Origin of the sequence: Psychrobacter glacincola (assembly GCF_965118485.1) — a bacterium.
Lineage (GTDB): Bacteria > Pseudomonadota > Gammaproteobacteria > Pseudomonadales > Moraxellaceae > Psychrobacter > Psychrobacter glacincola_D.
Map to the genome: position 1 here is coordinate 29,381 of NZ_CBCPJH010000021.1, position 14,057 is coordinate 43,437.

General features: G+C 43.8%; 7 protein-coding genes. All 7 read right to left on the reverse strand.

Annotated features, from left to right (window positions below; genetic code table 11):
* Positions 1 to 257: 257 nt before the first annotated feature.
* Entirely contained in the window at positions 258 to 1,493 is a 1,236-nt protein-coding gene (locus ACMHKH_RS09180) for an FUSC family protein (RefSeq protein WP_413520336.1), read from the reverse strand.
* 163 nt (positions 1,494 to 1,656) lie between these two features.
* The gene (locus ACMHKH_RS09185) at positions 1,657 to 3,078 is read right to left on the reverse strand and encodes a glutamate synthase subunit beta (RefSeq protein WP_413520355.1); all 1,422 of its coding nucleotides are present in this window, start codon (positions 3,076 to 3,078) and stop codon (positions 1,657 to 1,659) included.
* Positions 3,079 to 3,283: 205 nt separating this feature from the next.
* Complete coding sequence (gene gltB, locus ACMHKH_RS09190; protein WP_413520337.1) at positions 3,284 to 7,747, reverse strand: glutamate synthase large subunit; 4,464 nt, start codon at positions 7,745 to 7,747, stop codon at positions 3,284 to 3,286.
* A 745-nt stretch (positions 7,748 to 8,492) separates the two neighbouring features.
* Complete coding sequence (locus ACMHKH_RS09195; protein ID WP_413520338.1) at positions 8,493 to 9,593, reverse strand: hypothetical protein; 1,101 nt, start codon at positions 9,591 to 9,593, stop codon at positions 8,493 to 8,495.
* A 119-nt stretch (positions 9,594 to 9,712) separates the two neighbouring features.
* Positions 9,713 to 10,864, reverse strand: a complete 1,152-nt coding sequence (gene aroB / locus ACMHKH_RS09200; RefSeq protein WP_413520339.1) for a 3-dehydroquinate synthase — start codon at positions 10,862 to 10,864, stop codon at positions 9,713 to 9,715.
* An 84-nt stretch (positions 10,865 to 10,948) separates the two neighbouring features.
* Positions 10,949 to 11,509, reverse strand: coding sequence for a shikimate kinase AroK (gene aroK / locus ACMHKH_RS09205; RefSeq protein WP_413520340.1), 561 nt, complete (start codon positions 11,507 to 11,509; stop codon positions 10,949 to 10,951).
* Between the two features lie 163 nt (positions 11,510 to 11,672).
* Positions 11,673 to 14,048, reverse strand: a complete 2,376-nt coding sequence (gene pilQ / locus ACMHKH_RS09210; protein ID WP_413520341.1) for a type IV pilus secretin PilQ — start codon at positions 14,046 to 14,048, stop codon at positions 11,673 to 11,675.
* Between the last annotated feature and the right edge of the window lie 9 nt (positions 14,049 to 14,057).

Here is a 14,057-nt window from a genome sequence, read left to right on the forward strand (position 1 = left end):
TTGCTATTCTATATTTAAGCTTTAAAGCGATACATTGAAAATACACTTTATAAAAAAAAGCTGCTCATTATTGATCAGCGTTTTTTTTATAAAGTTAAAACAGCTTAAAAACGCTAAGGTACTGCTGGTATCAATTTTTTGCAGCCTCTGTCTGCGTAGGCACAGCAAGCAAGAAAAATTGATACCAGCAGTCAGTAACGTACTGATATTACTTTTTACTGACTATATCTATTTTTTATAAAATAGATTTTTTATAGCTATAAATGTAAATCTGTCTCGCCGCCATGCTCTTCGATACGGCGCTGTTCACGGCGCTGATAGCGCACACCAGAGGCAGAAAACCAGCGCGGTTTGGTCGTTTGTAACAAATCACTGAGCTGTTGTAATTGCGCTTGCAAGGTTTGAGTCAGCCAAAAATAGCCCTGCCACTCAAACGCTAAATGCTGCACACTTGGATAGTCAGAGACCATAATACGAGTAATAGGACGAAAAACTTCATCGCTCGGACTGCGTAACACCGCTGCCATATGACGCATTGCTTGGGTGAGCTCATGCTGATAATGTATAAGCAAGATATGGTTTTCCTCATCAATCTCGATATTTGCCAAGCGCGGCGCAGCCGTTAATAATAAATCAATAGTTCCGATAATATTGCGATGCGCACGCTGAATGGTCTCAATAGTGTCTTTATCAAGCCCCGTTTCGCTTGCTGTAGCAGCAATATGCGGTCGAACAGCAAGCAAGCGCTTGTTAATTTCTTGCAGCGCTTTTAGTAGCTCCTTATCCACCGGAATATCAGCTACCGCATGACTGGCATAATAAGTAACGCTTGAAGTACGGCTGACTTCAGTATATTTAAAAGGTTTAGCCGTCAGAGCTTCCGCATCGATATGATGACCAACGCCAGCATATAAATCGCTACAGGCATCAAGATTGCTCGCCATCAAAAACCGAAACATCAAGGTGGATTTGAGCGGTAAAATCAAGGTCGCTGCAACCGCAACCGCTGCACCAATTAAAATATTAAAAGCACGATAGAGACCGTCTTGGGCAATATTGCTATGCTCGGGGCTCGAGACAATCATCAACATCGTAATGCCCGTGAGTAAACCAACATAGCCAAGCTGTTTGACCGCTATATAACCAATAATGCCGCTGATAATAGCAATCAGCATGTAATATAACCACAACCAGCCACCGATATCCTGAATCAGCCATAAAAAACTCAAGCCGACCACCACACCAAGTAATGTACCCAATATGCGCTCTTTTGCTTTGGTGTAAATCGCCCCTTGATATTGCAATAACCCCAATATCACGAACACGGTAATGGTCGTCCATTCACCATGCGGCAAATGGGTTAGCTTATTTAATAATAATGCAACGAGAATAGCCACGCCCAAACGTATGGCATGCAGCACGTCAGCATGCTGATAGCGTGCATATGGCTCTATAACCGGTGCGGTAAATCGTTGCCAAATAGTCTGTTTCACGCAGCTCGTCTCTTATTATTAAAAAAATTGGAATTAAACAGAGTATAAAAATAACGCCTTTTACCTATTAAAAGATAAAAGACGTTAAAGGTCAAACCATCCTAGGATTTCAGTAGAAAAAATTATAGCTAAGTAAGCGTTTGGCTAGTAATCAAAATAATCACTACACTTCTAAATAATCTAAAATCCCTTCAGCGGCTTCGCGACCTTCCCAAATAGCCGTGACTACTAAATCAGAGCCGCGCACCATATCGCCACCGGCAAATATTTTGGGATTATTAGTTTGAAATTTAAAGGTTTGTTTTTCTGCTGCCAATACCCGACCGGACGTGTCCATAGATATCTGCTGTGAGTCAAACCAATCAGCCGGACTTGGGCGAAAGCCAAATGCCATAATCACTGCATCACAGGGGATAATTTCCTCTGAATTAACAATCGGCTCAGGATACTGGCGACCGTTTTCATCTGGTGTACCCAATTGCGTAGTAACGACTTTAACCGCATTAACCTTGCCATTGAGACCGATGATTTCGGTCGGTTGCCGATTAAATAAGAACTCAACGCCCTCCTCACGCGCATTGACTACTTCACGACGTGAGCCAGGCATATTTTCTTCATCACGGCGATAAGCACAGACGACTTGCTGCGCACCTTGACGGATGCTGGTACGATTACAATCCATTGCGGTATCGCCGCCGCCAAGCACCACCACTTTTTTACCTTTAAAATCGATATATTCTGCGGGGTCTTTTTCCCAATCATTACAGCGATTGACGTTGGCAATCAGGTAATCTAGGGCGTCATAAACGCCCTCTAATTCTTCACCGGCAAAGCCGCCACGCATATAGGTATAAGTGCCCATACCCATAAACACAGCGTCATATTCATCTAATAGCTCATCAATACTGACATCCGTACCGATTTCTGTCTCAAGGCGGAATTCCATGCCCATGCCTTCAAAGATGACACGGCGGTTGCGCATGACGTCTTTTTCCATTTTAAACTCTGGAATACCAAAGGTTAATAAACCACCAATTTCTGGGCGCTTATCAAAGATAACGGGTTTGACGCCGTTTCTGACAAGGATATCCGCGCAGCCAAGTCCCGCAGGTCCTGCACCGATAATCGCAACCTTCTTATCTGTCCAAACTACCTCCGACATATCAGGACGCCAGCCAAGCGCAAAAGCGGTGTCATTAATATACTTCTCAACATTGCCAATCGTTACCGCACCAAAGCCGTCATTAAGCGTACAAGAACCTTCACATAAGCGGTCTTGCGGACAAACACGCCCACAAACTTCAGGCAAGGTATTGGTTTGATGGCACAATTCTGCAGCTTGGAATATTTGACCTTCAGCGGCAAGTTTAAGCCAGTTAGGAATATAATTATGGACTGGACACTTCCATTCGCAGTAGGGATTGCCACATTCAAGGCAGCGATGCGATTGCTGCGTGACTGATTCACTTTCAAAAGGCTGATAAATTTCAACAAACTCTGTCGAACGGGTGGCGATGTCTTTTTTAATCGGCTCAAGCCGTGGCACATCTAAAAACTGAAAACTATTTTCTAAGCGTTTTGCCATGGTATTGTCTCTTTTATATAAGGGTCTTTTATAGTGGCTGACGACAGTCGGTATCTGTAGCCCAAATGAGGCAAATTTACTGGTACGGGCTGTCATCTGCCTGCTCAAAATATCTATAAATCCTCTTTAAAATAGCGTTATATACTTCTAAAAGCTGTCCATTACTTTTAGTTTCCTGCATAAATGCTATTAAAAATCGGCACCATTATTGCGGATCAGCGGTCGTGGTCTTAAGCAAGGTTGCAACGTTTGCTGCTTTTGGCTTAACCAAATAGAACTTACGCGCATAATGCTCAAAGTCCGCCAATATAGTCTGCCCCCACGCGCTACCCGTCTTATCGACATGTCTTTCGATGACTTGTTCTAAATAGATACGGTGGCTTTCCATCTGCTCGCTTGAGATGCGATTTAAATCGATCAGCTCATGGTTACAACGATCAAAGAAGTCACCATCCATATCGAGTACATAGGCAAATCCACCTGTCATGCCTGCGCCAAAGTTAAGACCGGTACGCCCAAGTATGGTGATAATACCGCCCGTCATGTACTCACAGCAGTGATCGCCTGTGCCTTCGATGACCGCATGAGCGCCTGAGTTACGAACACCAAAACGCTCGCCTGCGGTACCTGCCGCATATAGCTTGCCGCCTGTTGCGCCATACAAGCAGGTATTACCGATAATGGCAGTATCTTGCGTCACAAAGCTAGATTCTTTCGGCGGATAAATCACAATCTCGCCACCTGCCATCCCTTTACCGACATAATCATTGGCATCGCCTTCAAGCTCAATATGCAAGCCGCCCGCATTCCAAACACCCAAACTCTGCCCTGCTGTACCGGTTAAGTGTAGCTTAATCGGTTTGTCACTCATGCCAAGATTGCCCCATACCTCTGCAATCTCACCTGAGATACGTGCGCCAATCGAGCGGTCACAGTTGCCAACGTAATAACTGTAGTCGCCACCATTACCTTGACGAATATTCAGCAGCATATCGCTAATCATTTGCTCAGCAAGCAAGCCTTTATCAAATGGCTCATTGCGCTCAACCTGACAGGTTTGTGCTTTATCAATACTAGCAGGATGGCTAAACAGTAGCGGCGATAAATCAAGATGCTGCTGCTTAGCAGTATTGCCTTCTAATATATCAAGTAAATCCGTACGTCCAACCAACTCTTCCATGGTTCGCACGCCAAGCTTTGCAAGCCATTCTCGCGTCTCAGTTGCGACAAACTTAAAGAAGTTAATCAGCATTTCAGCTTCACCGATGAAGTGCTCATCGCGCAGCTGGGCTTTTTGAGTGGCAACACCTGTTGGACAGTTATTTAAATGGCAAATACGCAAGTATTTACAACCAACTGCTATCATCGGCGTGGTGCCAAAACCAAAGCTTTCAGCACCAAGAATAGCCGCTTTGACCACATCCAGTCCTGTCTTTAGACCGCCATCGGTTTGAATACGAACCTTATGACGTAAGCCATTCACCCGTAATGATTGATGGGTTTCAGCAAGACCCAGCTCCCAAGGCGAGCCAGCATGATGAATAGAAGACAGGGGCGACGCCGCCGTCCCACCGTCATAACCTGAGATGGTAATCAAATCAGCATAGGCTTTTGCTACCCCAGTTGCAATCGTACCAACGCCCGGACGCGACACCAATTTAACCGAAACCAATGCATCAGGATTGACTTGTTTTAAATCAAAAATCAGCTGTGCCAAATCTTCAATCGAATAAATATCATGATGTGGCGGCGGTGATATGAGTGTCACACCCGGCACCGAATAACGTAAACGTGCAATCAAGGCGTTGACCTTACCACCTGGTAGTTGACCACCTTCACCCGGTTTTGCCCCTTGCGCAACTTTGATTTGCAAGACCTCTGCTGAGCGTAAATAGGCGGGCGTGACCCCAAAACGACCAGAAGCAATTTGCTTAATTTTTGAGTTACGTAAGGTACCGTAACGTACAGGGTCTTCACCGCCCTCACCTGAGTTTGAACGACCACCAATAGTATTCATAGCGATAGCGATAGCTTCATGCGCTTCAGGTGATAGCGCACCTAGCGACATGCCAGCAGAGTCAAAACGCGACAAAATGGCTGAGATATCTTCAACCTCATCGACTTTAAGAGGATTGTCAGTTTTAAGTTGTAATAAATCACGTAAAGTAGCAACCGGACGGCTATTAACGAGTTCTGCATACTGACGGTAATTGTCATAATTACCGGTACGTACCGCCGTATGTAGGCTATTAATCACATCAGGATTAAAGGCATGATATTCTTTATTAAAGACAAACTTTAGCAAGCCGCCTTGATCTAGTGGTGCGCGTCGTTTAAAAGCATTGGCCGCGAGCTGCGCTTGATCGGCGGCCAAATCGGCAAAGGTTGCGCCTTTAATACGACTTTGCACACCTTTAAAGCATAAGTTAACGACTTCTTCAGAAAGACCCACCGCTTCAAATAGCTGCGCGCCTCGATACGACACAATGGTAGAGATACCCATTTTTGATAAGATTTTGAGTAAACCTTTATCTAAGCCTTTACGGAAATTTACCCTTGCCTGAATTGGATCGCCAAGCAGCTCACCTGTGGCAACCAAATCATCAATCACGTCATAAGCAAGATAAGGATAAATACAGGTCGCGCCAAAGCTAATTAATACCGCTACTTGATGCGAGTCACGAGCAAGACCAGTCTCAATAATTAAATTAGCATCGGTACGGATACCTTGGGCAATGAGATAATGATGCACTGCACCTGTGACCATTATGGCGTTAGCAGGGATTTTATCTGCTGCGATATCTTTATCCGATAAGACAATCAATGTATGACCTGCGCGAATGCTACTGGCTACTTGCTCACAGATAGTCATAATGGCAGCAGACAGGTCTAAGGTACGCTCATAGTTTAAGTCGATACGTGCCAGCTTAAAGGCAGGATCATCCAAGGTTTCAAGTTGCTGCATCTTGCTTGCTGATAATACTGGCGACGATAAAATAATACGATGGGCGTCGCGTGCTGATGGTGCAAACACGTTGGTTTCAGCACCGAGGCAGGTCTGTAGCGACATAACGATAGCTTCACGCAGCGGATCAATTGGTGGGTTGGTCACCTGTGCAAACTGCTGACGGAAGAAATCACCGACATGGCGGATTTGCTGTGACAGCACTGCCATTGGCGTATCATCACCCATTGAACCAACTGGCTCTTGCGCGTTTTCGGCGTTAGGGCGGATGATTTCTGTACGCTCTTCATTGGTGATGTGATACATCTTTTGCAGTGCTTTTAGCGGTTCACCGCGACATGCCTGTGCCGCTAACTCTTCTTCTAAGCGCTCATCATCGCGGATGCGAGTTGCTTCGTCACGTAGCCATTTACGATAGGGATGCGCCTTTTTAAGTAGGGTCGCAATGGCTTTGGTGTCCATGATTTGACCGGTTTGCGTATCGATGACCAGCATTTGACCCGGTCCAACACGACCTTTAGCGAGCACATCTTTTGGCTGATAGTCCCAAACGCCTACTTCTGATGCGACCGTAATATAGCCATTCTTCGTCGTCACCCAGCGTGATGGACGCAAACCATTACGATCAAGCATACAGACCGCATAGCGACCATCTTGAATGACCAAACCTGCAGGACCATCCCACGCTTCCATATGCTGTGAATAAAACTCATAAAACGCGCGCAAGTCCATGTCCATGCTATCGACATTCTGCCAAGCAGGTGGCACTAGAATCGACATCGAATGAAACAAGCTCATACCACCTGACATCAGAACTTCTAGCATATTATCTAAGCTAGACGAGTCTGAGCCACTGCTATTTACCAATGGCGTTAACTCATTCAAGTTGGGCAGTTTTTCTGATTTTAATTTTGGCGTACGCGCCTCAGACCAGCTGCGGTTACCCGTAATGGTATTTAGCTCGCCATTATGCGCCAGATAGCGAAAGGGCTGTGCCAATGGCCAGCGCGGTAGCGTATTGGTTGAAAAACGTTGATGGAATACCACGATATGCGATGCCAAGCGCGCATCTTGCAAATCTAGAAAAAAAGCAGGCAAGTCTGATGGCATCACCAAACCTTTGTAAATGATAGTCTGACAACTCAATGAGCAAACATAAAACAGCTCATCATCGACCAAGCGTTGCTCGGCTTTTTTACGCGCCACAAACAGCTTACGGTTAAAATCATCTGCCGCCAAACCATCCGGTGCATTGACAAATACCTGCTTAAAATCTGGCAATGTCTGACGGCCAATTTCACCAACAATACTTAAATCAAGCGGCACATCGCGCCAGCCAGCTATCTCTAGTCCTTGTGCGGTAATCTCGTCGCTTAATACTTGCTGGCTATGCTGTGCTTGGATTTTATCATCATGAACGAACACCATACCAACGGCAAAGTTATCCGTTAACTTAAACTCTAGCTCTGCTGCAATGCCTTTAAAGAAGGCAATTGGGGTCGCTAATAACAAACCACAACCATCACCAGTTTTACCATCAGCCGCCACGCCACCACGATGGGTCATGCAACTTAGGCTATGAATAGCTGTTTTTACCAAATCATGACTGGCTTGACCCTCAATATGAGCAATCAAACCAAAGCCGCAATTGTCAGAAAAGTCATCTGGCGAGGCCAAATGCGTATGGGAGGAAATCATTGACATAGCTGGTCCTTTTAAGTGAGCGGCAGTCTATGCAATCAATGTGATGCACAAACCGGTTTCCGCAAGCAGAACGGGCTAGAATATATTCACATATCCGGATTAATAAAGCGTGTGCTTAAACTTTAGTGTCTCTGCTTTGGGGATGATAAAAATACTTACCACTCCTATATGTATTCTAGTGGCGTTTAAGCCATTAATTTAACGGCAAACGAGACAGAATAATCTTGATGAAAGTATGAGGAATCAATCATACACAATCAAAATATTGAGCACTTTAATACTATCATTTATTTCATTATAAGAGTCAATATGAAGCTTATAACCTTAAATGATAAAATCAGCAATTCACTGAGAACGCAGTTTATCCATCAGATATAAATATAAGACGCTTATATTCAAGCGCCTTAATTATCCTAATAAGGATAATAATAAGAGAATTAGCAAGTAGCAGCGCTTGAGATACGATGTTTTCTATTAATCGCTTATCTTAGAATGAATATAACCTGATAAGATAATTGGCTCATAAATTGCCATTTACGATAACTATACAGAACGTTGCCCAGCTTTATACTAGTCAATGATTGATAAAAAATCTAGTATTTTCTGCTTACTTATCCGGCAGATTTTGTAAGCATTTATATTATTGTTTGTTATATAAGAGCTAAAAACATATAAATAAATTATTTATAAAAAAAGCCCACTACAGGTTTGAGTGGGCTTTTCAAGACAGATTTACATTTTTGAGTTAATTACTCTTTTCTTGAATAAGCTCTTTAATAGTATCGTTATTAGCCTTTGCTGCTGCACTGTTAGCATTGCTGTTAGTATTTTTATTAGCCGAGCTTATATTTTGATTTTTGTTAGTAGAATTTGCACTATTAGGATTGGCGTTACCAGAATTGCTGTTATTAGTACTAGCAGCTGGCGGCTTAGGCGTGGCGACTACAGGCGGTTTCTTCGGTATATTGCTATCAGTATTTTTAGGTACTGAGGTCGTAGCACCTTGCTCTTCTGTACCAACAATACGCTCTTCATTGACTACCAAGGTGTCAGAAGTATCTGCTGACTGACGAATGCTTTCAGTGCTGCTATTGGCAGATTCTTGAGAGTTTCGATTGGTCGCACTACTTGCTGTTTGCTCGCTGTTATTATCCACTGGTATTTTTTGACGTAATGGTACTTCTCGTTTGGTAGGTCGCAGATTGACAGCACGTGAGCGCTTGGTGCTCAAATCTTTTACAGCATCAGGACGTTCATAGTTATCAATAATACCGACATAACGGTTAATTTCTTCAGGCAATACACGTACATTAGCAGGCAGCTTAAAATCTATGAGCTTGGCTGCGCCTACCGCCTCTTGTGGGCTACTCAACAGTCCATAAGTCAGCATATAACGTACTTGCTTATTTTCATCAAGGTAGCGGAAATAGGCAAACTTACTACGGTCTTCACGCCCTTCTAAATAACTGACAATCACGTCATTTTCAGCGACATTCATGACCTGTACTGTCCACTTGCCTTTATTAGCAAGCAAATAACGCTTGTCTTTAAACTCATCAGGGTAGCTACGTAAATCGCGGACGGTTTCATCAAAGCTTATCGGCTGTACATCGGTATCAAGCTCATGCAGCGATTCTATTTTTAATGGCTGCTCAAGCTCAGCGCTTAATGGTTCTGGCGCTGCTATAGGGGCGTTTTCTATTTTGGCTCCCATCGCTGGCGTTTGACTAAACATCCATACCAACGCAGTAAATACGCCCAGCATCAAAGTCGCTATCAACCAAATCAAAGCTTGGCGGCGATAGGATTGGCTCGCGGTGCGAGTCGTCGAACGAGATGCTGCCATGGGGATGTCCTTGGTAAGGATATACTTAAAATAAGGGCGTAAAAAATATAAAAATCAGTAGAGATCTAACTGCTCATGCTATTTATAAAAGGCTTACCGTTATTGCTTGCGCATCATGTCTAGTAATCAGCATGAGTCGCGTGTTGTAACAGCACATCAGTAAGCAACTCAGGGTCAAAATCATTGGTTAAAACCGCCTCGCCCAATGATTTTAACAAAATAAGGCGGATTTGTCCGTGTTTCACTTTTTTATCGTGTCCCATTAAGCTCAAAGCTGTGTCTACAGCAATAAGCGGCGGTACGATAGGTAAGTTAGCTAATAATAATATACGTTTGATACGGTCAACATCATCACTCGTTAACCAGCCCATTCGTTGTGATAGCACAGCTGCTTGTACCATACCAGCAGCGACCGCTTCACCATGTAACCAATTGCCATAGCCTTCATGAGTTTCAATCACGTGACCAAAGGTATGACCAAAATTCAATACGGCACGTATTCCTGACTCTCTTTCATCTTTTGCGACGATATCCGCTTTGTATTGACAGCAGCGCTTCACTGCTTCACCAAGTATCGCTAAGTCTAATGCCATCATTGCAGGCAAATTGCACTCAAGCCAAGTCAAGAACTCTACATCCATAATCAACGCATATTTAATAACTTCAGCAAGCCCTGCTGATAGCTCACGCGCCGGCAAAGTCTTGAGCGTGCTCATATCCGCTAATACCATTTGCGGCTGCCAGAATGCGCCTATCATGTTTTTACCCTGCGGATGGTTAATACCTGTTTTGCCGCCGACACTTGAATCCACTTGCGACAGCAAAGTCGTTGGTATTTGAATAAAGTTGACACCGCGCATAAAGCTTGCTGCTGCAAATCCTGTCATATCACCAATCACACCGCCACCAAGCGCAATCAGGGTGACGTCACGATTAAAATGCGCTGCCATTAGCGCATCATAAATCTGATTGATACTGGACTGATTTTTAAATTGTTCACCATCTGGTAGCACACAAACCTGCACAGTAAATTGCGCTTCAAGTGGCTCCTGTAAGGCTTTAAGATAAAGCGGCGCAATAGTCTCATTGGTGACAATCAATACTTGCTGACCGCTAATATAAGGGGCAACTTGGCTAGCCATGCTGCTATTTTCTGCTATTGCGTTTTCATTAGCGGTGTTACCAGTAGCCGTTTCTTCAGTAATGACGATTGGATAGTCATGACTTTGCGTATGTACTGTCAAGTTAGCATGATACAGTGGCGTTGCCATGAAAATCCCCTTAAGTCTTACGAGTAAAAGTTAACTAAATAAATAAGTGTTCAATAATATTTGTTACATCAACTACTTTTGACATCAGTCTTTTTCAGGTTCCGAAGCAACAGAGGTAGAAGCGCAAAATGAGTTAAGTTGCTGCATTAATTGGTTGACCATGTGCCGTGGATAGGTGTGCCCTGTTGGCATGATAATATGCGCCACTTGCCGATATAAAGGATCGCGCGCACTATATAAACCTTGCAGTATTTTTCTGGGATTCGGTTGTTGTAACAATGGACGCGATTTATCTTTTGCAGTACGAGCCATTTGCACATCAACAGGCGCATTGAGATAAATAACGATACCGCGCTTTTTTAAATACTCACGATTTTCAGCTGCCATTACAGCGCCACCGCCAGTCGCTAAGACAATTTGCGGTTGCTGCGTCAGCTCATCTATCGCACGTGTTTCCCGTTCACGAAAGCCGGCTTCACCTTCTTTGGCAAATATCCAAGCAATATCAGCACCGGTCTGCGACTCAACATACCAGTCACTATCTACAAACGTCCGCCCTAGCTGCTTTGCCAATAATCTACCGATTGTGGTCTTTCCTGCTCCCATCGGCCCTACCAAAAATACCGACGGTAATTCCTCGACCATAGTACTCACTCAGCTAAATTAGGTATGATACAACGTCATTGATATTCTGGCTAGTAATGAGCGGTGATTATTGTTAGTAAAATTCTTGCCAGCCTAAAAATTAGCCATTAAAAAAGCAAGCCTTAGCGCTTGCTTTTTTAATGGCTAAAAACTAATTTACATACTAATCTAAGCGACTAATACCATCATTGATCAGTTTCGGTGTGATAAATATCAACAACTCTTCTTTGGTGTTGCTGCGCACATCTTTACGGAAGGCGCGACCGATATAAGGTAAGTCGCCTAAGAACGGTACTTTATCGACCCCATTATTAGTACGGTTTTTAAAGACGCCGCCCAATACAATCGTTTGACCATCTTCAACAATGACGTTGGTTGAAATAGAGTCTTCAGCAATAGCAACCTGATTATTAATAATAGTCGGTGTGCCATTAGTAATTAACAACTGCAAACCAATCTTACCGTCTGGGGTAATATTTGGGGTGGCTTCTAAACTTAAAGCCGCTTCCTTAAAGCTGGTTGTCGTAGCCCCACTCGCTGATGCTTCTTGATAAGGAATCTGCGTACCAGAAGATACTTTTGCCGTTTGTTTATCTGAGGTCAAAATCTTTGGCGTGGAAATCACTTCACCGCGGTTGTCCGCTTGCATGGCTGACAACTCAAGATCGAGCATAAAATCAGAGATACCGAGCAGACCAAAAGCAATACGACCAGCAGGATTAGCAACACCCAAATCAACGTTTAAATTGTCAGGACGAGTGATATCGTATTTAGGATAAGAGACCGTTTGACCATTAATCGTCGTAGTCTGCACATCAAAATCTTTTAAATCCCATAAAGTTTGATTACTACCACCGACTAACAAGTTACGGTTGTTAGCAGCGCCATTTGACAAGATACCCCAACGCACACCAATCTCTTTACTAAAGCTGTCAGTCGCACTAACAATACGTGCTTCAATCATAACTTGACGTACAGGAATATCGATTTTACCAATCAGCTTATGGATATTTTCAATGCTAGCTGCCACGTCTTTAACGATCAAGGTATTGGTACGCTCATCAACGGTTACCGTACCACGATTGGAGAGCAAGTTATTACTATCAGCCTTATTACTACCAGTATTGCTACCGCCTGTGTTATTACCACCACCGCTACCTTGGGAGATAAGGGTTAAAACATCGGCCGCTTTTGCGTAGCTTAGACGGATATATTCAGTACGCAGCGGTGCATAAGATTCAACCGCTTGCTGTGCTTCAAGATCTTGAGCTTCTTGCTGCGCAAGCTCAGTAGATGGCGCAACCAAGATTACATTACCGTTTTCACGTTTGCCCAAATTTTTACTCTTAAGAATGATATCAAGCGCTTGATCCCAAGGCACATTAATTAGGCGCAAAGTAATATTACCAGCGACCGAATCACTTGCAACGATATTCATCTCTGTAAACTGTGCCAAGATATCTAAAACACTACGAATCTCAACGTCTTGAAACTCCATAGACAGCGCTTCACCGGTATAGACTTTTTCTTCTAAAGTCGGCTCGCGTAACAGTTCCGGCTTTCTGATACCGATGTTTAGCTGATTACCTGATTGATAAGCTTGGTATTCAAAATCCTCTTTCATATTGATGGTAATAACACCATTTTGACTTTGATTTTTGGTATCAATACTATCGACCAATCCGCTATTCACATTTAAGCGGCGTAGCAGATTTCTAGGTACAGTACTGCCTGTCAAGCGCACAACCAGCTTATTACCTTGACGTTGAACGTCTACTGGAATGGCTTCATTAGCAAGTGAGATACTAACATTGCCACCGCCATCATTCCCTGCTGAAAAATTGACAGCGCTTAGCCCATCATAACTGTATTGCTTACTGACTTGGGCAGAAGCAAGTTGCGGGCTTAATAAAGGGTTGACACGTACAACCATAGTGTCAGCAGGCACTTGGGTTTTTGTTACAATGGTTTTAATTGGCGCAACCGCAACGCTACTGGTTTCGACAATGGGTGTAACCACAGCAGTGGTAGTGATAGCCGAATTGCCATTAAGCACATCTTGGACCGGATCACTGGTAATTACTTTGGTAGCCACTGGCGCAATTACTGGACGATTAGGGTCGGTAATCGTTAGCAATAACTCATTACCGTCAATCGCGGTAGTATAATTGCCAGTCTTTTTTAGACCAACGATAAGACGGGTAGTATTGTCACTGTTTAATGTGGTGACTTCATTGACCATACCGATATTATATTCATTAAAGCGACTAGCAAGCCCGTTTTGTACCTGTTCAAAGTCCAGCACTAAGCGACTAGGATTGTCAAGCTGATAGGCAGCGGGCAATACCGGCGCGCCTGAAAACCCTAAACGCATTTGGGTTACGGCAGGCGTTGTCTGCACCACAGAAACATTGTTGATGCGCTGCTCGGCATAGGCACTGCTGCTTACGGCTACCATACTCATTGCCAATGCCGAGATGGCAAAAGTAGAAGATACGCGGTTGCTCATCATCATTACCTTGTTATTGCGTACTGTCATTATTTATTC